Source organism: Bisbaumannia salifodinae, from assembly GCF_055388505.1.
Genome location: NZ_AP043781.1, coordinates 4,214,567 through 4,234,514, shown reverse-complemented (window position 1 = coordinate 4,234,514; position 19,948 = coordinate 4,214,567). Strand labels below are relative to the sequence as shown.

The 19,948-nt window shown below is 68.0% G+C and carries 17 protein-coding genes and 1 other RNA gene; 9 read left to right on the top strand and 9 right to left on the bottom strand.

Annotated features, from left to right (window positions below; genetic code table 11):
- Positions 1-88 precede the first annotated feature (88 nt).
- Positions 89-2,155, bottom strand: coding sequence for a glycine--tRNA ligase subunit beta (glyS, locus tag ACZ5EF_RS19795; protein ID WP_346060851.1), 2,067 nt, complete (start codon positions 2,153-2,155; stop codon positions 89-91).
- Between the two features lie 2 nt (positions 2,156-2,157).
- On the bottom strand, positions 2,158-3,108 hold the full coding sequence (gene glyQ / locus ACZ5EF_RS19790) for a glycine--tRNA ligase subunit alpha (RefSeq protein ID WP_346060852.1): 951 nt from the start codon (positions 3,106-3,108) through the stop codon (positions 2,158-2,160).
- Positions 3,109-3,233: 125 nt separating this feature from the next.
- Between glyQ and rfaD the strand changes: the two genes are divergently transcribed.
- Both rfaD and waaF read left to right on the top strand, forming a co-directional pair.
- Positions 3,234-4,190, top strand: a complete 957-nt coding sequence (gene rfaD / locus ACZ5EF_RS19785; protein ID WP_346060853.1) for an ADP-glyceromanno-heptose 6-epimerase — start codon at positions 3,234-3,236, stop codon at positions 4,188-4,190.
- Positions 4,183-5,235 carry a lipopolysaccharide heptosyltransferase II gene (gene waaF / locus ACZ5EF_RS19780; protein WP_346060854.1) on the top strand — a complete coding sequence of 351 codons (1,053 nt, stop codon included), beginning with the start codon at positions 4,183-4,185 and terminating at the stop codon, positions 5,233-5,235. The genes rfaD and waaF overlap by 8 nt, the downstream gene beginning before the upstream one ends.
- Here the strand turns inward: waaF and ACZ5EF_RS19775 are convergent.
- The gene (locus ACZ5EF_RS19775) at positions 5,232-6,902 is read right to left on the bottom strand and encodes a sulfatase-like hydrolase/transferase (RefSeq protein ID WP_346060855.1); all 1,671 of its coding nucleotides are present in this window, start codon (positions 6,900-6,902) and stop codon (positions 5,232-5,234) included. The two genes, waaF and ACZ5EF_RS19775, sit on opposite strands and share 4 nt — an antisense overlap.
- Positions 6,903-7,039: 137 nt before the next feature.
- On the opposite strand from ACZ5EF_RS19775, the gene ACZ5EF_RS19770 reads away from it, so the two are divergent.
- Positions 7,040-7,822: a glycosyltransferase family 2 protein gene (locus tag ACZ5EF_RS19770; RefSeq protein WP_346060856.1), complete on the top strand. Its 783-nt coding sequence runs from the start codon at positions 7,040-7,042 to the stop codon at positions 7,820-7,822.
- 115 nt (positions 7,823-7,937) lie between these two features.
- Here ACZ5EF_RS19770 and ACZ5EF_RS19765 read toward each other — a convergent pair whose 3' ends face one another.
- Positions 7,938-9,008, bottom strand: coding sequence for a glycosyltransferase family 9 protein (locus tag ACZ5EF_RS19765; protein WP_346060857.1), 1,071 nt, complete (start codon positions 9,006-9,008; stop codon positions 7,938-7,940).
- Between the two features lie 41 nt (positions 9,009-9,049).
- On the opposite strand from ACZ5EF_RS19765, the gene ACZ5EF_RS19760 reads away from it, so the two are divergent.
- Entirely contained in the window at positions 9,050-10,192 is a 1,143-nt protein-coding gene (locus ACZ5EF_RS19760; RefSeq protein WP_346060858.1) for a glycosyltransferase family 4 protein, read from the top strand.
- Entirely contained in the window at positions 10,189-11,196 is a 1,008-nt protein-coding gene (locus ACZ5EF_RS19755) for a glycosyltransferase family 9 protein (RefSeq protein WP_346060859.1), read from the top strand. Before ACZ5EF_RS19760 ends, ACZ5EF_RS19755 begins: the two co-directional genes overlap by 4 nt.
- On the opposite strand, the gene ACZ5EF_RS19750 is transcribed toward ACZ5EF_RS19755, so the two are convergent.
- Positions 11,184-11,900 carry a 3-deoxy-D-manno-octulosonic acid kinase gene (locus ACZ5EF_RS19750; RefSeq protein WP_346060860.1) on the bottom strand — a complete coding sequence of 239 codons (717 nt, stop codon included), beginning with the start codon at positions 11,898-11,900 and terminating at the stop codon, positions 11,184-11,186. The two genes, ACZ5EF_RS19755 and ACZ5EF_RS19750, sit on opposite strands and share 13 nt — an antisense overlap.
- On the opposite strand from ACZ5EF_RS19750, the gene ACZ5EF_RS19745 reads away from it, so the two are divergent.
- Genes ACZ5EF_RS19745 through waaA form a run of 3 tightly spaced genes read left to right on the top strand, consistent with a single transcriptional unit; the run spans position 11,899 to position 15,707 of the window.
- Positions 11,899-12,972 carry a glycosyltransferase family 9 protein gene (locus ACZ5EF_RS19745; protein WP_346060861.1) on the top strand — a complete coding sequence of 358 codons (1,074 nt, stop codon included), beginning with the start codon at positions 11,899-11,901 and terminating at the stop codon, positions 12,970-12,972. The two genes, ACZ5EF_RS19750 and ACZ5EF_RS19745, sit on opposite strands and share 2 nt — an antisense overlap.
- Complete coding sequence (gene hldE / locus ACZ5EF_RS19740; RefSeq protein WP_346060862.1) at positions 12,962-14,392, top strand: bifunctional D-glycero-beta-D-manno-heptose-7-phosphate kinase/D-glycero-beta-D-manno-heptose 1-phosphate adenylyltransferase HldE; 1,431 nt, start codon at positions 12,962-12,964, stop codon at positions 14,390-14,392. The genes ACZ5EF_RS19745 and hldE overlap by 11 nt, the downstream gene beginning before the upstream one ends.
- 31 nt (positions 14,393-14,423) lie before the next feature.
- The gene (gene waaA, locus ACZ5EF_RS19735) at positions 14,424-15,707 is read left to right on the top strand and encodes a lipid IV(A) 3-deoxy-D-manno-octulosonic acid transferase (protein WP_346060863.1); all 1,284 of its coding nucleotides are present in this window, start codon (positions 14,424-14,426) and stop codon (positions 15,705-15,707) included.
- Positions 15,708-15,815: 108 nt separating this feature from the next.
- On the opposite strand, the gene rpiA is transcribed toward waaA, so the two are convergent.
- Complete coding sequence (gene rpiA / locus ACZ5EF_RS19730) at positions 15,816-16,490, bottom strand: ribose-5-phosphate isomerase RpiA (RefSeq protein ID WP_346060864.1); 675 nt, start codon at positions 16,488-16,490, stop codon at positions 15,816-15,818.
- Positions 16,491-16,660: 170 nt separating this feature from the next.
- Between rpiA and ilvA the strand changes: the two genes are divergently transcribed.
- Positions 16,661-18,175 (top strand): threonine ammonia-lyase, biosynthetic, encoded by a 1,515-nt coding sequence (gene ilvA, locus ACZ5EF_RS19725; RefSeq protein ID WP_464122637.1) that lies wholly within the window; start codon positions 16,661-16,663, stop codon positions 18,173-18,175.
- Positions 18,176-18,641: 466 nt separating this feature from the next.
- Here the strand turns inward: ilvA and ACZ5EF_RS19720 are convergent, their stop codons facing one another.
- From ACZ5EF_RS19720 to ACZ5EF_RS19710, 3 genes are all read right to left on the bottom strand, one after another.
- Positions 18,642-19,286: a 5-formyltetrahydrofolate cyclo-ligase gene (locus tag ACZ5EF_RS19720; protein ID WP_346060866.1), complete on the bottom strand. Its 645-nt coding sequence runs from the start codon at positions 19,284-19,286 to the stop codon at positions 18,642-18,644.
- A gap of 11 nt (positions 19,287-19,297) precedes the next feature.
- Positions 19,298-19,482, bottom strand: a non-coding RNA gene (ssrS, locus tag ACZ5EF_RS19715) — 6S RNA.
- A 55-nt stretch (positions 19,483-19,537) separates the two neighbouring features.
- On the bottom strand, positions 19,538-19,837 hold the full coding sequence (locus ACZ5EF_RS19710; RefSeq protein WP_346060867.1) for a cell division protein ZapA: 300 nt from the start codon (positions 19,835-19,837) through the stop codon (positions 19,538-19,540).
- Positions 19,838-19,948 lie beyond the last annotated feature (111 nt).

The window sequence follows — 19,948 nt, the reverse complement described above, 5'->3', positions numbered from 1 at the left end:
TCACGTGAAACGCCCGGAGGGAGGGAACGCATAGAAAAGGGCCGGCGAGTGTGACTCGCCGGCCCTTGGCCTCGCGGGGAGGAACCTCTTACTGCTGGAGCTCGGCGATATCCGCCACTTCCAGGAACAGCGCCTGGAGGTCGGCGAGCAGGGCCAGGCGGTTATTGCGCACCGCCGGCTCCTCGGCCATGACCATCACCTCGTCGAAGAAGGTATCCACCGGCTCGCGCAGGGCGGCCAGGCGGTCCAGGGCGGCGCTGTAGTCGGCGGCCCGGAACAGCGGGGCCACTTCCTCGCGGCGGGCCGCCAGGGCCTGGTGCAGGGCCTGTTCCGCGCTTTCCTGGAGCAGCTCGGGATCCACCCGGGTGCTGCCGTCATGCTCCTGCTTGGCGAGAATATTGGAGACCCGCTTGTTGGCGGCGGCCAGGGCGGCGGCCTCGTCGCGGGCGGCGAAACCGTGCACGGCACGCATGCGGCGAGCGAAGTCCAGGGGCTTGGTGACTGGACGGGCACGCACCGCCAGGTAGCTCTCCACCGCCATGCCCTCGTCCTGGGCCCAGGCACGGAAGCGCTCGAGCATATAGTCGAGCACCAGATCCACCAATCCCTCGGCCTTGGGCAGCTCGCGATGCTGCTCCACCGCCAGGGTCAACAGTTCGCGCAGGTCGAGATCCAGCTCGCCCTTGACCAGGATATTGAGCACGCCGATGGCGGCGCGACGCAGGGCGAAGGGATCCTTGGTGCCGGTGGGACGCTGGCCGATACCGAAGATACCGGTCAGGGTATCCAGGCGGTCGGCCAGGGCCACGGCCTGACCGGTCGGGCTCCGGGGGATCTCGTCGCCGGCGTTGCGCGGCAGGTACTGCTCGTAGAGGGCCCGGGCCACGGCTTCGGGCTCGCCATCCTGGCGGGCGTAGTAGCAGCCCATGATGCCCTGCAGCTCGGGGAACTCCAGCACCATCTCGGTGACTAGGTCGCACTTGGCCAACTGGGCGGCACGCTCGGCATGCAGGGCATCGCCGCCGATATGCTCGGCGATATGCCGGGCCACCACCGCGGAGCGATCGGCCTTGTCGGCCAGGGTGCCCAACTGCTGCTGGAAGACCACGCTGGCCAGGCCGTCACGGCGCTCGGCCAGCGGCGTCTTGCGGTCGGTGTCATAGAAGAAGGCGGCGTCGGCCAGGCGCGGACGGATCACCCGCTCGTTGCCTTCGATCACCTGCTGGGGATCCCGGCTCTCGATATTGGCCACGGTGATAAACAGCGGCTTGAGCTTGCCGTCGCTACCCAGCAGGTGGAAGTACTTCTGGTTGGCCTTCATGGAAGAGATCAGGCACTCCGGCGGCACCTCCAGGAAGCGCTCGTCGAAGCTGCCGGTCAGGGCCACCGGCCACTCCACCAGGCCGCTGACCTCGTCGAGCAGCGCCTCGTCGATCACCGCCTCCGCCTCCTGGCACTCCGCCTCGGCCAGCACCTGCTCGCGGATACGCTCGCGACGCTTGTGGCGGTCGGCCAGCACATAGGCCTCTTCCAGGGTCGCCAGGTAGCCGTCGGCATGCGCCAGTTCGATGGCCTCGGGGGCATGGAAGCGGTGGCCATAGGTGGTGCGGCCGGCGGTGAGGCCGAGGATCTCGGCCTCCACCACGCGGTCGCCATAGAGCATCACCAGCCAGTGCACCGGGCGCGAGAACTCGATGCGCGAGGCGCCCCAGCGCATGTTCTTGGGGACCGGCAGGGTGGCGATGGCCTTGTCGGCGATGGCCGGCAGCAGGGCGGTGGTGGCCTCGCCCTGCTGCTGCTCCCGGTAGCCGAGCCAGGTGCCCTTGTCGGTCTCCAGGTGGATCAGCTCGTCGACGCCGACGCCACAGGAGCGGGCGAAGCCCTCGGCGGCCTTGGTGGGCTGGCCGTCCTTGAAGGCGGCGGCCAGGGCCGGGCCGCGGCGTTCCACTTCGCGGTCCGGCTGCTTGTCGGCGAGCTCGAGAATCTCCACCGCCAGGCGGCGTGGCGTGGCGTGGGCGCGGATGGTGCCGAAGTCGATCTCGGCCTCGCTCAGGCCGCGACGCAGGCCCTCGGCCAGGGCCTCGGCGAGGCTATCGATGGCACCGGGAGGCAGTTCCTCGACACCGAGTTCCAGCAAGAAAGTAGAGGATGCCATGCTCAAGCGTCTCCCTGTTCGTCGGCCAGCAGTTCACGGCGCAGGGCCTCGGGGGCCATGGGGAAGCCGGCGGCCTTGCGTGAGTCGTAGTAGGCGTGGGCCACGTCCCGGGCCATGGTGCGCACCCGCAGGATATAGCGCTGGCGTTCGGTGACCGAGATGGCGTGGCGGGCGTCCAGCAGGTTGAAGGTGTGGGAGGCCTTCAGCACCTGCTCATAGGCGGGCAGCGGCAGGCCGGCCTCGAGCAGCTTGGCGCACTCCTTCTCCTGGTGGTCGAAGGCATTGAACAGCGCCGGCACGTCGGCGTGCTCGAAGTTGTAGGTGGACTGCTCGCGTTCGTTCTGCAGGTAGACATCGCCGTAGGTGACCCGGGAGCCGTCCGGGGCGATGGTCCAGACCAGGTCGTAGACGCTGTCCACGTCCTGCAGGTACATGGCGATCCGCTCCAGGCCATAGGTGAGCTCGCCGGTGACCGGGAAGCATTCGATGCCGCCGGCCTGCTGGAAGTAGGTGAACTGGGTCACCTCCATGCCGTTGAGCCACATTTCCCAGCCCAGGCCCCAGGCACCCAGGGTCGGCGATTCCCAGTTGTCTTCCACGAAGCGGATGTCATGCACCAGGGGGTCGATGCCCAGGCGCTTCAGGGAGCCCAGGTAGAGCTCCTGAAAGTCCTTGGGGGAGGGTTTCATCACCACCTGGAACTGGTAGTAGTGCTGCAGGCGGTTGGGGTTCTCGCCATAGCGGCCGTCGGTGGGGCGGCGGGACGGCTGCACATAGGCGGCGTTCCAGGTCTCGGGGCCGATGGAGCGCAGGAAGGTGGCCGGGTGAAAGGTGCCGGCACCGACTTCCATATCCAGCGGCTGCATGACCACACAGCCCTGTTCGGCCCAGTATTGCTGCAGGGCGAGGATCAGGCCCTGGAAGGTTTTCGCGTCAGGCGTCGACTCTGTCATTGGTGAAGCACCGGTTGGCCCATGAATTCACAAGGCGTCAAGTATACAATCAGTGGGGAATCGGTTATAGGCACCCGGGCAAGTCGGTCCGTGGCGCCGGCCCGGACGACATGAGGACGCAAGCGATGATCGTAGTAACAGGCGGGGCCGGCTTTATCGGCTCGAATCTGGTCAAGGCCCTGAATGCCCGCGGCCACCAGGACGTGATGGTGGTGGACGACCTCTCCGACGGCACCAAGTTCGTCAACCTGGCCGACTGCACCCTGGGCGACTACCTGGACAAGGAGGACTTCCGGCGCCGCGCCGAGGCGGAGCTCAACGGTGGGCCGGCGACCCTGCCGACCATCGAGGCGATCTTCCACGAGGGGGCCTGCTCCGACACCACCGAGTGGGACGGCCGCTTTATGCTCGACAACAACTTCGAGTACTCCAAGGTGCTGCTGCACTTCTGTCAGCAGCGCGGTATCCCCTTCCTCTACGCCTCCTCGGCGGCCACCTATGGCGGCAGCGAGGTGTTCGTGGAGGCGCCGGAGCACGAGAAACCCCTCAACGTCTACGGTTACTCCAAGCTGCTCTTCGATCAGTACGTGCGGGCCCGCTGGGATCAGTTCACCAGTCAGGTGGTGGGCTTCCGCTACTTCAATGTCTATGGCCCCCGGGAGCAGCACAAGGGCAAGATGGCCAGCGTCGCCTATCACCATCACACCCAGGTGAGCGCCGGCCAGGACCTCAAGCTGTTCGGTGCCTGGGACGGCTATGAGGCGGGCATGCAGAGCCGCGACTTCGTCTATGTGGGCGACGTGGTCAACGTCAACCTGTGGTTCCTCGACCACCCGGAGCGGTCCGGCATCTTCAACCTGGGCAGCGGCCGCGCCGAGCCCTTCAAGGCCATCGGCGAGGCGGTGATCGACTACTACGGTCGCGGGAAGATCGAGTACATCGATTTTCCCGAGGAGCTCAAGGGGCGCTACCAGAGCTACACCCGCGCCGATATCTCGCGGCTGCGGGAGGCCGGCTACGACGCCGAGTTCAAGAGCGTGGCCCAGGGCGTGCGCGCCTACCTGGAGTGGCTGAATGGCTAGGCCCGAGGCCGCCGAGGGGCCACGCATCCTGGTGGTCGGCCCCTCCTGGGTCGGCGACATGGTGATGGCCCAGAGCCTGTTCATGACCCTCAAGGCGCGTCACCCCGGCTGCCGCATCGGCGTGGTGGCGCCGCCCTGGTCGCTGCCGATTCTCGAACGCATGGCCGAGGTGGACGAGGCCCATGGCCTGGAGGTGGGACATGGCCAGTTCGGCTGGGGCGCGCGCCGGGCCCTGGCCGCCCGGTTGAAGGGGCGCTACGACCAGGCCATCGTCCTGCCGCGTTCCCTGAAGTCGGCCCTGGTGCCCTTCCTGGCACGCATTCCCCGGCGCACCGGTTTCACCGGCGAGCAGCGCTATGGCCTGCTCAATGACCGCCGGCGCCTCGACAAGGCGGTACTGGACCAGACCGTGAAGCGCTTCGTGGCCCTGGGGCTGCCCACCGAGGCGGCCGCCGCTGGGGACTTCCCGATCCCGCGGCCGCGGCTGGCGGTGGATGCCGATAACTTGGTGGAGCTGCGCCTGGCCCAGGGCCTGTCGTCGCGGCCCGCCATCGGCATGATGCCCGGCGCCGAGTATGGCCCCGCCAAGCAGTGGCCCCTGGAACATTTCCGGACCCTGGCCGAGGCGCTGGTGGCCCGTGGGTTCGAGGTGCGGGTGCTGGGTGGGCCCAAGGACGTGGAGGCCGGAGAGGCGATCGCCGCCGGGCTCGATCATGCCCATAACCTGTGCGGCAAGACCCGGCTGGCGGATGCGGTGGACCTGCTCGCCGATTGCCGCCAGGTGGTGACCAATGACTCCGGCCTGATGCATGTGGCGGCGGCGGTGGGTACCCGGGTGCATGCCCTCTACGGCTCCTCCTCGCCGGCCTATACGCCGCCGCTGACCGGCAGCGCCGAGATTCATACCCTGTCGCTGGACTGCTCGCCCTGCTTCCAGCGCACCTGCCCCCTGGGGCATACCCACTGCCTGACCCGGATGGCCCCCGAGCGGCTGCTGGAGGCCCTGCTGGCCGAGCCTGGCCCAGCCCCTTCGAGAGTCGACTAGAGGGGCTCGACCTCCGTCTCGGGCTGGTCCCGGGGCGTTTCGGTGACCTGTTCCTGGGGCGTTTCCGGGGCGCTCTCGGGTTGCGGCGCCAACCCCTCCCAGAGGCGTTGCTGCAGGGCGCGTTCCTGCGTCAGGCGACGATTGATCTCCTCGGCCCCATGACGTTCCACCAAGTTGAGGGTGGGGGCCAGCAGGGAGACCCCCAGGCCGGCCCGATGCTGGGGAAGGTCGAAGCCCATGGCCTCCAGCAGGGTGGGATAGAGGTCCAGGGTCGAGGCCTCCCGCGTGACTGGGGTCGCGCCGACGCCTGGCCCCAGCAGCATAACGGTGTTGGCCCGTTCGCCGAGGATCAGCTGATCCCAGGCCGAGACACGCATGGTGAGGTGATCGCTGGCGATCATCACCAGGGTGTTCTCCAGCAGGCCCCGTGCCTCCAGGCGTTCCAGGAAGTCGCGGGTCAGCCAGGCGGTGCACTCCACCGAGTAGAGGATATCCACGCCGTCGAACTCGCCCTGGCGCTCACGACAGCGCCGGGACGGGTAGCCATTGGGAGCATGGCCACCCAGGGTCAGCACCACCAGGCCCCAGGGACCGGGCTCGGTCTCCAGGTCGGCGATCTCCTCCACGGCGACGTCGAAGAGGGTATCGTCGTAGAGCCCCCAGCTATTGAGGTAGTCGGGGTCCGTCATGCGCGGGACCAGCTCCTCGCGACCCAGCACCAGGTCGAAGCCATGGCCCTCATAGAAGAGGCCCTTGCCGGCGAAGCTGGTGCTGGCCCCACCCAGGTAGGTGAGGCGATAGCCCTCCTTGCTCAGTAGATCCCCCAGGCAGTCGATACCGGGCACCACGGCCTCCAGGGGCTCGAACTGGCGATCATGCAGTAGGCCCGCGGGCATCAGCGGTACCCCGCACTGGCTGGCGATCATCCCGGCCATGGTCCAGCCGGTATTGTCGATCTGGCGCACCCCTTCGAAGACGGTGCCCCGCTCGCCGAGGTGCGCGAGGTCGGCATAGGCATCGCCGAAGCGCTCCCGGTCGGCATAGGTGCGTTCGATGCTCTCCAGGTAGATCAGCAGCAGATTGGGCGGCGACGCCGGACGGCCCTGGAGGAGGGGCTCCTGATAGCGGCGGTCGAGCCAGGCCCCGTCCTCCTCCACCACGATGGCCGCTCCCCGCTGCCCCAGGCCGAAGAGCAGCGGGTTGCCGGCCACCAGGGCCAGCATCAACACCTTCTCCACTAGCCGCCAGCGCTTGTCGGTGCGAATCAGCCAGGTAAAGGCCACCAGGCTCAGGGCCGCCGCCAGGGTGTAGAGGACGGCCGCGGTGATGCGCCCGGCGCCGCCATGCTCCGATATGCCCGCCTGGAGATGGAAGAAGACCGCCCCCAGGTCGACGCTGCCGAAGCCATCGGAGAGATAGAGATAGAGCCACCAGAGGGCCAGGGGCAGCAGCGACCAGGGCCAGACGCGCCGGTAGCGGGCATGGCGGGGCGCCCCCCAGCCCAGCTTGGCGGCCAGGCCCAGCCACAGGCCGGCGATAGGCAGCAGGCTGAACCAGGGGATCGGCAGCAGCACGCTCAGGGCATGGCCCAGGCAGAGGCCCAGGAAGCCCAGGGCCCACCAGCGGGGATGGCGCAGGGGGTGGCTTAGTAGATGGAGTCCGGACATCGAGGCGATAGCCCTGAGGGTGAGTGTGGGGTCTAGACTACCAAGCTTCGCCGCCGGGCTGGAGGGCGGGGGAGCGTTGCGGCGGGGGAGGGGCGCCCTTACACTGGCGCCCACCTCCCTTAGCGCAGGATCTCCTTATGTCCCTGGCCGCCGTACTGATCGTCAAGAACGAGGCCGAGCATCTCGCCGCCTGTCTCGATACCCTAACCTGGGCCGACGAGATCGTGGTGCTGGATGCCGGTAGCCAGGACGCCACCCGGGAGATTGCCGCCCGCTATACCGGCAAGGTGGCGGTGGCGGCGGACTGGCAAGGCTTCGGTATCCAGCGCCGGCGCGCCGAGGCCCTGGTGGAGAGCGACTGGATCCTGATGGTGGATGCCGACGAGCGGGTCACCCCGGAACTGCGCAGGAGCATCCAGGCCACCCTGGCCGAGGAGACCCCGGCGATCTATACCCTGGCCCGGCTTTCCTGGTGTTTCGGCGACTTTATCCGCCACTCCGGCTGGTATCCGGATCGGGTGGCGCGCCTCTATCCCCGCGGCCGCGCCGGCTATAACCAGGCCCTGGTGCACGAGAAGCTGGAGAACCCCGAGGGGTTGCCGGTCAGGCCTCTCTCGGGCGATCTGCTGCACTTCACCTACCGCGACCTGCGTCACTACCTGGAGAAGTCGGCCCACTATGCCCAGGCCTGGGCGGAACAGCGGGCCGCCCGGGGCAAGCGCGGCAGCCTGGGGGCGGGGGTGGTGCATGGCATCGGCTGCTTCCTGCGCATGTACCTGCTCAAGGCGGGCTTCCTGGACGGGCGCCAGGGGCTGCTGCTGGCGCTGCTCTCGGCTCATTCCACCTTCGCCAAGTATGCGGATCTCTGGATCCGTACCCGTACTAATCCGCCTCCCGGCGACACCTCCGATAGACACTAAAGGCCAAGGCCTTTTACCGCTCTCCAAGGTAGCCACGGATCCCTGAGTTCGCCCCGCACTACCTCGCCTCCCGGCGATGGCTAACCTGCTTCCTGGCGATTCCTCCGACTATTAATTATTCTTCGTTGTCAGCCAGGCAGCGAATCCGCTCGGCGATGGCCTGGGCCGCCGCCTGCAGATCGATCCGACCCATCTCGGTTTCCTGGCCCGGCAGGGCCGGCGGGCTGAAGGCCAGCCGCTGCTCCGCCCGATTGCAGGTCTGCCAGCGCAACGGTGTCGCCGAGCGCTTGGCGGGGTAGAAGCCCGCCGTGGGGCGATCCAGGCAGCCGGCGATATGCAGCGGGCCGGTGGAGCCGGCGATAAACAGGTCCGCCGCGCTCAGGGTCCTGGCGAAGGCGGCCAGGTCGGGGCGCGCGGGAACCCGATGGGCCTCGAGTCCCGCGTCACGCAGTGACTGTGCCAGGTCATCGGCGGCGGCTTCCTCGCCGGGACCGGCGGTGAGCAGCCAGAGCGGCGGCTGGGGCAGGCGGGCGGAAACGCCGACCGCCAGGTCGCGATATTGCGCCGCCGTCAGATTGACCGCCGAGCCGCCGCTGCCCGGATGCAGGAAGAGCCAGGGGCGGCCTCTATCCAGGCCCAGCTCGTCGCCGAGCCGCCGGCGCTGGGCCCGGCGCTCCTCGGCGGGCAGCGGCCAGTAGGGGGGCGTTACCTCCGGCGTGGCCTGCCCCAGCTCGCGCTGCAGGGCCCGGGCCAGCTCCAGGTTGTAGACGTACTCCGGCTTCTCGGAACGGGAGCGGCGCTGGGTGATCCGGCGGTTGTAGAAGACCTGGGCCCACTTGGTGGCCGGCGCCAGGCGCAGGGGAATGCCCGCCCGCCAGCCCAGCCAGCCGATGCGTGGCGTGGAGAAGAGGGTCAGCAGGGCATCGAAGCGTCCCTGGCGGAGGGTCTCGAGCAGCTCGCGCTGCGCCGGGCGCCCGGCCTTATCGCCGGGATCCACCAGCACCTCGTCCACCCAGGGGCAGGCGCGCGCCAAGGCGGCGGTATAGCCGGGCACCAGGACGGTGATATGGTTAGCGCCATTGGCCCGTTTAAGGCTCGCCAGGGCCGGCCAGGCGAGCATGAAATCGCCGAGCTTATCGTTGCGCACCGCCAGGATGCGTCGCGGGGAGGAGGCGGCATCGGTCATCGGCTGGCCCGAGTCCCGGCTTGGCAACGAAGGAGACGACCTTGTCCCACAAGGTAATGCATATCTGCCTCTCTGAAGGGTGGGGTGGACTGGAGATGTACCCGGCGCGGATCATTCCCGAACTCGAGCGCCAGGGTTGGCAGGCCCATGGCCTGGCGCTGGCGGGCTCCCGGGTGGCGACCAGCCTCGAGGAGGCGGGCGTCACGCCCTTGACGGTGCCCTCCCGGGGCCGTGCCCTCCTGGCGGTACCGCGAATCCTGCGCTATCTGAAGCACCATGATATCCGTGTGGTGCATTGCCACAAGTCCAGTGACCTGCGCCTGGCCGCCCTGCTGGCCAGCCTCCGGCCCTCCCTGCGCCTGGTATTCACCGAGCATATGGGGGTGACCCGGCCCAAGAAGGGCCCCTACCACCGCTGGGCCTACGGCAAGCTGAGCCGGCTGCTCTCCATCAGCGAGGCGACCCGGGCCCGCAACCTCAAGGCCTTCGCGCTGCCCCCGGAACGCATTCGGCGCCTCTATCTGGGTATCGATACCACCCCCTACCGGCCGCGGCTGACGGAGCGGGAGCGCGATAGCCTGCGCGGCGAGCTGGGGATTCCCGAGGGCGCCCTGGCCATCGGCCTGCCGGGGCGACTGACCCCCGGCAAGGGCCAGGATCTGTGGCTGGAGGCCCTGGCGGAACTGGCGCGGTTGGCACCGACGCTGACCTTCCAGGGGGTGCTGATCGGCGGCCTCAAGGCCAGCGAAGGCAGCGACGAGGCCTATGTGGCGCGCCTGCGCTCGTGTATCGCCGAGCTGGCCCTGGGCGAGCGAGTCACCCTGACCGGCTTTCGCCGCGACCTGCCACGGCTGATGGAGGCCCTGGACGTGGTCTGCGTGCCCTCGCTGAACGAGGCCTTCGGCCTCACCGTGATCGAGGCGATGGCCGCCGGCAAGGCGGTGATCGGCGCCGATAGCGGCGCCATCCCCGAGTTGCTGCCCCCCGAGTGCGGCCGCCTGGCGCCCCCGGACTCGCCTCTGGCCTGGGCCGAGGCCCTAAGCGAGCTGGCCGAGGACGCCGGCCTGCGCCGGGCCCTGGGGGAAGCCGCCGCCGAGCGGGTCGCACAGGAGTTCGAGATCAGTGGACATATCGCCGCCCTGACGGCGATTTATCGGGACGTAGAAACGGAGAAGGCACCATGAAGGCTTGGGTGGAAAAGGGAGGCTATCTGAATGAGCGCGGGCGGCGCTGGCTATCGGCACTGGATCAGCAGGGGGTACGTCGAATCCTGGTGATTCGTCAGTGCGCCTTCGGAGATATGATGGCGGCGCGTCCCTTCCTGGTGGAGCTGCGCCGTTTCTTCCCCCGGGCCCATATCACCCTGAGTACCGTCAGCCGCTATCAGTATGCGCTGCCGAGGGATCTGGTCGATGAGGTCCATGTGCTGGATGGCGAGGGATCCCTGGCCGCGCAATGGCGGTCGCTGCGGGAGCCGGGGCGCTATGATGTGCTCTTCGACCTGGCCGACACCTCCCGCTCCCGCCTGCTTAGTCTAGTGACCCGGGCGCGGGTCAAGCTCGGCTTTCCCTATCGCCAGGTCTTCAATCGGCTGCTCTTCGATGTGGGGATCCTGCGCTCAGACTTTCATTATGAGGCGGAGATCCTGCTCGATTTCCTCAAGGTCATGGGGCACAAGCCGCAGTATCCACTGGAGTTTGCCCTGCCTCGCCACCAGCCAGGGGAGGCGCTCCGCCGAATCGTCTATTTCCCCTATGCGGCGGTGAGCCGCAAGTCCCTCTCTCGAGAATCCTGGGCGGGGCTGATCGATCAGGCCGCCACGCGCTTTCCAGGGTATCAGCACGTATTACTGGAGGGGCACAAGCCGGAAGAAAGCGGCGACTTCCTGGGGGATATCACCGGCCGGCACGACAATGTCTCGGTGCAGCGGCGCCTTGACCTGGATGCCCTGGCGCCCTTCCTCGCCGAGAGCGCATTGCTGGTCTCGGGGGATACCGGGGTCAGGAACATGGCTCTGGCCACCCATACGCCGACGCTAGGTGTCTTCTTTATGACGGTTCCGTTCCGCTATTGGCCCCATTATGAGGCGTGCCATGAGGCGGTCTTCCTCCGCGACGGCCGGGTGCCGGAGAAGAGCGATATCCTAGGGGGGCTGGAGGCCCTGCTGGCGCGACTCTACCCCGCGTAGCCGCGGCGGATCGCCGCCATGGCTTCGGGGACGCCGAACTTCTTCAGCGAGCGCTCCAGGCGTTGCAGATTGCGTTCGCACCAGGGGCCGGGGGAACGCAGGCGGCAGCGGTCGAGGTCGATCAGCCACACCCGGTCGGTCTCGTCCACCAGCAGGTTGCGGGCATTGAGGTCCACATGATCCAGGCCCGCCCGGTGGAACTGGCGGATGGTGTGGCCGACCCGGGCCAGCAGGGTGGCATCGGCGCGGGTCAGCCGTTCGGCCAGGGCCTTGGCACCGGGCAGGCGCACCGTGATCAGCGCCGCCTCATAGGTGGCGCCATGACGCCAGACGCAGGCCGCCACCGGGCGCGGTACCGGCAGCCCCTGCTCATGGAGTGCCGCCGTCAGGCGCAGTTCGCGGAAGGCGCGGCTGCGCTCCTCGCCGGTCCACAGGTAGCGAGCCTCGCTGAGCCGGGCGATCAGGCCGCCGCGGCGATAGGGGCGCAGCACCCACTCCTCGGGGCCCGCCTCGAGGAACAGGCTGGCGCCGCGTCCCGGGGCCTGGCCCACCACCGCCCGGCGGGCCTCCCAGAAGTCACCGCCAAACCAGGCCGGCGTCGGCGCGCCGCCGGGGCCGATTTGTGGCCCGGGGGCGGCGTCACTTAAACTGTCGGCATCATATAGAATGATCGCCTTTTCCGTTCGGGATATAACCAACCGCATGAAGCATCCTCTGCCCGCCCACCCCGAGCACCTCTGCGTGCTGCGGCTCTCCGCCCTGGGCGATGTCTGCAACCTGGTGCCGACGGTGCGCGCCTTGCAACGCCAGTGGCCCGGCGTGCGCATCACCTGGATCATCGGCAAGGGCGAGCACAGTCTACTGGCCGGCCTCTCCGGGGTCGAGTTCGTGGTCTATGACAAGGCCAGCGGCCTGGCCGGCATGCGCGCCATCTGGCGTCAACTGCGCGAGACCCGTTTCGATGCCCTGCTGCATATGCAGCAGGCGGTACGCGCCAGCGTGCTCTCCCTCGGTCTCAAGGCCCGGGTGCGCATCGGCTACGACAAGGGCCGTGCCAAGGACAAGCAGCACTGGTTCGTACAGCGTCACCTGGCCCCCCATCCCCGCGCCCATGTGCTCGACTCCTTTATGGACTTCGCCCGCCTGCTGGGCGTGGAGGACACCTCCCTGGCCTGGGACCTGCCGATTCCCGAGGCCGCCGTGGCCGAGGCCCGGCGGCTCACCGGCGAGGCGCCCTATCTGCTGATCAGCCCCTGCAGCAGTGCGCGCCTGCGTAACTTCCGCAACTGGTCGGCGGAAGGCTTCGCCGCGGTGATCGAGCATGCCTGGCGTCAGTATGGCCTGAAAACGGTGCTCACCGGCAGCGATACGCCCCAGGAGCGGGAGATGGCCGAGCGTATTCGCCAGCTGTGCCAGGACGAGGTGCTGATCGATGCCATCGGTGCCACCTCCCTCAAGGGGCTCCTGGCGCTGGTCGACCGGGCCCGGGCGGTGGTCGCCCCCGATTCCGGCCCGGTGCATATGGCCAATGCCCTCGATACCCCGGTGGTGGGGCTCTTCGCCACCACCAACCCGGAGCGGGCCGGTCCCTACCTGTGGCGTGACTCGGTGGTGAACCGCTATCCCGAGGCGGTGCGGACCTACCTGCACAAGGACCCCGAGGCGCTGGAATGGGGCCAGCGAGTACGTCACCCGGACGCCATGTCCCTGATTCGTGCCGAGGACGTGATCGCGCGCCTCGACGCCCTGCTATCGGAGCCAAGGAATGAAGCTTGATCTGACCGCCCTGGAACAGGCCCGCCTGCTGGTGGTGGGTGATGTCATGCTGGATCGCTACTGGCACGGCGGCACCTCGCGTATCTCTCCCGAGGCGCCGGTGCCGGTGGTCAAGGTGGGCGAGAGCGAGGACCGCCCCGGCGGCGCCGCCAACGTGGCGCTGAATATCGCCTCCCTGGGGGCCCAGGCCGAGCTGGCCGGTCTGGTGGGCGACGACCATAATGCCAGCCTGCTGAGCGAGCGCCTGGAAGACGCCGGAGTGAGCGTTCACTTCCAGCGTAGCGCCGAGATTCCCACCATCACCAAGCTGCGGGTGATGAGCCGCAATCAGCAGCTGATTCGCCTCGACTTCGAGGAGGGACTCTGCGAGGTGGATACCGGCGAGCTGGGCGAACGGGTCGCCGAGCGCCTGGCGGAGGTGGACCTGGTGATCCTCTCCGACTACGGTAAGGGTACCCTCAACCGGGTCGAGGCGCTGATCGACGCGGTGCGCGCCGCCGGCAAGCGGGTGCTGGTCGACCCCAAGGGCGGTGACTTCCGCAAGTATCGCGGGGCCAGCGTGATCACCCCCAACCTCACCGAGTTCGAGGCGGTGGTGGGCCCCTGCCGCGACGACGTCGAGCTGGCCGCCAAGGGCGAGGCGCTGCGCAAGGAGCTGGACCTCGAGGCGCTGCTGATCACCCGCAGCGAGAAGGGCATGACCCTGATCCGTGCCGATCACGAGCCCCTGCACCTGCCGACCCGGGCCCGGGAGGTGTTCGATGTCACCGGCGCCGGCGATACCGTGATCGGCGTGCTGGGCCTGGCGCTGGCCGCCGGCCATGGCTTCCCCGAGGCCATGACCCTGGCCAACCTGGCCGCCGGCCTGGTGGTGGCCAAGCCGGGCACCGCCACCCTCTCCATCGCCGAGCTCTACACCGCCCTGCACGGCGACAAGCTGGCCGAATTCGGTGTCATCGAGGCGCCGGCCCTGGCGGAGGCCGTGCGCGCCGCCCAGGCCCGCGGCGAGCGGGTGGTGATGACCAACGGCTGCTTCGATATCCTGCATGCCGGCCATGTGGCCTACCTGGAGCAGGCCCGCAAGCTGGGCGATCGCCTGATCGTGGCGGTCAACGACGACGCCTCCATCGCCCGCCTCAAGGGCCCCAAGCGCCCCATCAATCCCCTGGTGCGGCGCATGCAGGTGCTGGCCGGCCTGGGCGCCGTGGACTGGGTGGTGCCCTTCGCCGAGGACACCCCCGCCGAGCTGATCGACCGGGTCTTGCCGGATGTGCTGGTCAAGGGTGGCGACTATCGCCCCGAGGAGATCGCCGGCGGCGAGGCGGTGATCGCCCATGGCGGCGAGGTCAAGGTGCTGGGCTTCGAGGACGGGGTCTCCACCACGGCGATGATCTCCACCATCCTCGATCGCGAGGACTAGTCCGGATGCGGATCGCGCGTGGGAAGCGCTGATGGGCTGGCCACGCTGGCTCTACTCGGCGGCCCTCTATGGCCTGGCGCCGCTGATCTGGCGCCGGGCCTGGCGTGAGTCACTGCCCACTCACCCGCGTCGCCAGCGCCTGGGGCTGATTCCTTCCTCGCCGCCCGGCGAGCGGGCCACCTGGTTGCACTGCGCCTCCCTGGGCGAGGTGGTCGCCGCCCGCCCGCTGATCGAGGCCCTGGCCCGTCCCGGCGAGCACCTGGTGATCACCACCATGACCGCCACCGGGGCCCAGCGTGCCCTGGCCCTGGCCGAGCAGCTCACCGCGGCGGGCCGGGGCCGGGTGACGCATGCCTTCCTGCCCCTGGACTTTCCCGGCGCGGCGCGGCGTTTCGTGGCCCGGCTGCGTCCGGCCCGGGCGCTGTTCTTCGAGACCGAGCTGTGGCCCAACCTGCTGGCCGCCTGCCGGCGCCATGGGGTACCGGTGGCGGTGCTCAACGGCCGCCTCTCTCCCCGGGCCTTCCGCGGCTATCGGCGCCTGCGCCCCTTGATGCACGAGGCGCTGGGCTGCGTCGACTGGCTGGCCGCCAAGTCGGCGGCGGATGCCGAGCGTTTCCGGGCCCTGGGCATGGCCGCCGAACGTACCAGCGTCGTGGGCTCCCTGAAGTTCGATATTCGGCCGGATGATGCGGTGCTCGAGGCGAGTCGGCGCTTACGTTCCTGGCTGGGCGAGCGCCCGGTCTGGGTGGCCGGCTCCACCCATGAGGGCGAGGACGAACAGCTTCTCGATGCCCATGCCCGGCTGCGGCGAGACTATCCCCAGGCGCTGCTGATCCTGGTGCCTCGCCACCCCCAGCGCTTCGACGCCGTGGCCGAGCTCTGCGGGCGTCGGGGCCTGGGTACCGCCAGGCGCTCCCGGGAGGAGGCGGTGGCTGCCGAGACGACGGTCTACCTGGGCGACACCCTGGGCGAGCTGATGACCCTCTACGGGGCGGGAGACCTGGCCTTCGTGGGGGGCAGCCTGGTGCCGGTGGGGGGCCATAACCTGCTGGAGCCGGCGGCCCTGGGGGTGCCGGTACTCAGCGGCCCGGCCCTGGCCAACTTCGAGGATGTCGCCGAGGTGCTGCGTCACGCCGAGGCGCTGGTGGAAGTGGCGGATGGCGCGGCGTTGGCCGAGCGACTGGTGGCGCTCTTCGGCGACGCGGCCGCGCGGCGTCGTCTCGGCGAAGCGGGACGCCATGTGGTGGCCGCCAACCGCGGCGCCCTGGCGCGCACCCTGGAAGGGCTATCGCGGCAGCCCTTCCAGGATCAGTAGGCGCTTGCTCTCGGGGAAATCAGGCCGGGGTAAGCCGTTCCACGCCGGTCTCGGTGGCAATGAAAGGCAGCATATCCGCGCCGCGGGTGCCCTCTTCCACCTTTGTGATCAGGCCGGGATAAGCCGTTCCACGCCGGCCTCGGTGCCGAGCAATAACACATCCGCGCCGCGGGCCGCGAAGAGCCCATTGGTGACCACCCCGACGATGGCGTTGAGGCGTGCCTCCATGGCCACCGGATCCTCGATCATAAAGTCATAGCAGTCGATGATCTGGTTGCCGTTATCGGTGATCACTCCCTCCCGATAGACCGGATCGGCACCCAGCTTGACCAGCTCCCGGGCCACATAGGAGCGGGCCATGGGAATCACCTCGACGGGCAGCGGAAACTCGCCCAGGGTCGTCACCCGCTTGGAGGCGTCGGCGATGCAGATGAACCGCTCGGCGCAGGCGGCGACGATCTTCTCCCGGGTCAGGGCGGCACCGCCCCCCTTGATCATATGCAGGTGAGCGTTCACTTCGTCGGCGCCGTCGATATAGAAGGGCACGCTGCCGGTCGAATTGAGCTCGAAGACCTCGATGCCATGCCCCTTCAGCCGCTCGGCGCTGGCCTCGGAGCTGGCCACCGCCCCCGCGAAATCATCGCGCAGCCTGGCCAGCTGATCGATAAAGAGGTTGGCGGTGGAGCCGGTGCCGATGCCGAGGATGGTGTCGCGGTGCAGATGGGGGCGGATCTCGTCGATGGCGGCGGCGGCCACCGCGGCCTTGAGTTCGTCTTGGGTCATGGGAGCGGGTCCATGGGACTGAATGAATGTGGCCCCATTATAGGGCAGTGCGCCCCGGCTTTGGATGGCCCGGGCTGGACGGGGTGCCCAAGGGTCTGCTACCAATAGTCTCTTTTCCTCTCTCGCTTCACTCCGTGCGGCAATCAGGCCGCGCGTCTTGGGATATCAGGATGCTCGAAGATACAGTCAAGAAGATTCTCCAGGCCCGGGTCTACGAAGCGGCCCGGGAAACGCCGATCTCTCCGGCATCCTTCCTCTCGCGGCGGCTCAACAACCAGATTCTGATCAAGCGGGAGGACCTGCAGCCGGTCTACTCCTTCAAGATTCGCGGCGCCTATAACAAGATGGCCCAGCTCAGCGACGAGCAGAAGGCCAAGGGCGTGATCGCCGCCTCGGCGGGCAACCATGCCCAGGGCCTGGCCCTGGCCGCCCGGCTGATGGGGGTCAAGGCGGTGATCGTGATGCCCCGGATCACCCCCGAGATCAAGGTGGCCGCGGTGCGCGCCCGGGGTGCCAAGGTGGTGCTCAAGGGGGATGCCTTCGCCGCCGCCGCCGAGCATGCCCAGACGCTGATCGAGGAGCACGGCTACACCTATATCCCCCCCTTCGATGATATCGACGTGGTGGCCGGCCAGGGCACCATCGGCATGGAGATCCTCCACCAGCACAGCGGCCCCCTGGACGCCATCTTCGTGCCGGTGGGCGGCGGTGGCCTGATCGCCGGCGTGGCGGCCTACGTCAAGTACCTGCGCCCCGAGATCAAGATCATCGGCGTGGAGTCCGAGGACAGCGCCTGCCTCAAGGCGGCCCTGGAGGCCGGCGAGCGGGTGGTGCTGGATCAGGTGGGGGTCTTCGCCGAGGGGGTCGCCGTGGCCCAGATCGGCGAGGTGCCCTTCTCCATCGTCCGCGACCTGGTGGACGACGTCATCACCGTCAATACTGACGAGATGTGCGCCGCGGTGAAGGACATCTTCGAGGATACCCGGGCCGTCTCCGAGACCTCCGGTGCCCTGTCGCTGGCCGGGCTCAAGAAGTATATCCAGCAGACCGGCGCCGAGGGCGAGACCCTGCTGTGCATCAACTCCGGGGCCAACACCAACTTCGACCGCCTGCAGCATATCGCCGAGCGTACCGAGCTGGGCGAGCAGCGCGAGGCGATCCTCGCCGTGACCATTCCCGAGAAGCCCGGCAGCTTCAAGAAGTTCTGCAAGACCGTCGGCAAGCGCATGGTCACCGAGTTCAACTACCGCTACGCCGACCCGGAGCAGGCGCATATCTTCGTCGGCGTCCAGGTCAAGCCCGGCGGCGAGGACCGCCAGGCGCTGATCGACAAGCTGCGCGAGGCGGGCTATCCGGTGGAGGACCTCACCGACAACGAACTGGCCAAGCTGCATATCCGCCACCTGGGCGGCGGGCGGCCCAAGCAACACTTCGACGAGGAGGTCTATCGCTTCGAGTTTCCCGAGCGTCCCGGGGCCCTGATGAACTTCCTGACCCACCTGCCCCACGACTGGAATATCTCCCTGTTTCACTATCGTAACCACGGGGCCGCCTATGGGCGGGTGCTGGTGGGCATGCAGGTGCCCAACGGCGATCGCACCCATGTGGAGGAGTACTTCGACGCCATCGGCTATCGCTACTGGAAGGAGTCGGAGAACCCCGCCTACCGCCTCTTTATGGCGTAATTGCCGAGGGGTCGTGTACGTGAGTGCCAACTTACGCCGCAACCCTTGAGAGAACGGCGTTTCCTTACGTTTTTTGATGCTTTGCCCGGTTGTTATTCAATGGTCATCGGCCTATAGTCGGGCCTGTCGCCACCAGTGGCGATCGATAACAATTTGCAACATTCAACGACCATTGAATTCCATGGAGTAGGTAATGAAGCGTAAGCCCGATCTGGTCATGGCACTGGTACTGGCCTTTGGTATTGGCGTCGTCGCCACCGGCTATGCCCAGGCCCTGGTCGGCAGTTGATCCCGAGGCAGGCACCAGTGCCATGACCAGAAAACCGCATTAAGCCGGCAGCGATCCTGCCGGTTTTTTCGTATCTGGAAGAGGGGCTTGGGGGCGAATCACTTCCCTATCGCTGATGATGGCTTGGCTTAGGGGGAGAGTGGAATGTCCCAACTGGCGCGATATGCCAGTTCCGGGCTAGGGGCGAATCACTTCGCGGTCGCTGACGATGGCATCCAGAGGGACGTCCCAGCTGGCGCTGGGCAGGGCCTCGACGCGCTGGCAGTCGTGGGCCACGCCGACCAAGCGTGGCCGGGGCCCCGGGCCGCGGGTAAAGGCGAAGCTGCGGTCATAGAAGCCGCCGCCCATGCCCAGGCGTTCGCCCCGGGGATCGAAGCCCACCAGGGGCATCAGCACCAGGTCCAGGGCCCAGGCGGGCAAGCGGCGGGCGCGGTGGGCGCCGTGGCGGGTATCCGGCTCGGGAATGCCGAAGCGGTTCTTCACCATGGGGGTGCCGGCATGGTAGTGGACGAACCACAGGCGATTCTCCGCCAGGGGGCAGAGTACCGGCAGATAGAGGCGGCAGCCGCGGCGGCGTAGCCAGGACATCAGCGGGGTGGGATCGATCTCGCCGTCATTGGGCAGATAGAGGGCCAGGCGACGGGCGCGTCGGACTTCGGGCAGGGTGCGCAGGCGGCGACACAGGGCCTCGGCGGCCTGCTGGCGTGCTTTGGCGGTCAGGGCGCGACGCCGGCGACGCAGCTCACGACGCAGGGTCTGTCGCTCGGTGGCCAGCGCGGAGGGTGGCGCCGGTGGGGCGTCGAAGGCAGTGAAATCTTTCATGGCAGCGTTAAGTGTTCCCCAGAATGCCGCTGTCGTTCTGGCCCTTGAACCCAGTGGTTCAAGGTGGGTGGCCGCAGACGAACCGTCAGGCTTTCCGACGCACGGACATGCACACGGGCCCGTCTAGCTGATGGCCCCCTGGGTATTGCTCATAGGCTCGAGGGACTATAACGACTGGCGCACACTCCAGGGAACCTCTTCATCCTACCAGAGAGGCGACCCCCTCCCAAGGCGCGAATCGGCTTCCCGGTCTATTTATCGTCGACGGGGCCCAGGGCCTGCTCCAGTCGTGCATGCAACTGGCTCAGGCCGTGTTCCTGGTCCTTGCGCTCGTCCAGCAACTGAAGCAACTCATGGGCGATATTGAGGGCCGCCATCACGGCGATCTTCTCGTTGCCCAGGGTCTTGGCCTGGGCGTGAATGCCATGCATGGCCCGGTCCAGGTAGCGGGCCGAACGCAGCAGTGCCTCCTGTTCTTCCGGGGGGCAGGCGATCACATAGCTGCGTCCCAGCAAAGTGATCTCGGAGGTCGGGCGTGAGGCATCGGTCATGGGGACTCCGGGGCAGGCCAAGGGGCGGCGCGATGCGTTACTATGAGTCGAGCCGCCACTATAAGAGAGCCCTTCGCAAGTGGTCAACGAACCCGGCGCAATGGCGGCCCC

Coding starts and splice junctions, on each gene's coding strand:
- glyS (WP_346060851.1), bottom strand. CDS start 2,155: ATGGCATCCTCTACTTTCTTGCTGGAACTCGGTGTCGAGGAACTGCCT.
- glyQ (WP_346060852.1), bottom strand. CDS start 3,108: ATGACAGAGTCGACGCCTGACGCGAAAACCTTCCAGGGCCTGATCCTC.
- rfaD (WP_346060853.1), top strand. CDS start 3,234: ATGATCGTAGTAACAGGCGGGGCCGGCTTTATCGGCTCGAATCTGGTC.
- waaF (WP_346060854.1), top strand. CDS start 4,183: ATGGCTAGGCCCGAGGCCGCCGAGGGGCCACGCATCCTGGTGGTCGGC.
- ACZ5EF_RS19775 (WP_346060855.1), bottom strand. CDS start 6,902: ATGTCCGGACTCCATCTACTAAGCCACCCCCTGCGCCATCCCCGCTGG.
- ACZ5EF_RS19770 (WP_346060856.1), top strand. CDS start 7,040: ATGTCCCTGGCCGCCGTACTGATCGTCAAGAACGAGGCCGAGCATCTC.
- ACZ5EF_RS19765 (WP_346060857.1), bottom strand. CDS start 9,008: ATGACCGATGCCGCCTCCTCCCCGCGACGCATCCTGGCGGTGCGCAAC.
- ACZ5EF_RS19755 (WP_346060859.1), top strand. CDS start 10,189: ATGAAGGCTTGGGTGGAAAAGGGAGGCTATCTGAATGAGCGCGGGCGG.
- ACZ5EF_RS19745 (WP_346060861.1), top strand. CDS start 11,899: ATGAAGCATCCTCTGCCCGCCCACCCCGAGCACCTCTGCGTGCTGCGG.
- ACZ5EF_RS19750 (WP_346060860.1), bottom strand. CDS start 11,900: ATGCGGTTGGTTATATCCCGAACGGAAAAGGCGATCATTCTATATGAT.
- hldE (WP_346060862.1), top strand. CDS start 12,962: ATGAAGCTTGATCTGACCGCCCTGGAACAGGCCCGCCTGCTGGTGGTG.
- waaA (WP_346060863.1), top strand. CDS start 14,424: ATGGGCTGGCCACGCTGGCTCTACTCGGCGGCCCTCTATGGCCTGGCG.
- rpiA (WP_346060864.1), bottom strand. CDS start 16,490: ATGACCCAAGACGAACTCAAGGCCGCGGTGGCCGCCGCCGCCATCGAC.
- ilvA (WP_464122637.1), top strand. CDS start 16,661: ATGCTCGAAGATACAGTCAAGAAGATTCTCCAGGCCCGGGTCTACGAA.
- ACZ5EF_RS19720 (WP_346060866.1), bottom strand. CDS start 19,286: ATGAAAGATTTCACTGCCTTCGACGCCCCACCGGCGCCACCCTCCGCG.
- ACZ5EF_RS19710 (WP_346060867.1), bottom strand. CDS start 19,837: ATGACCGATGCCTCACGCCCGACCTCCGAGATCACTTTGCTGGGACGC.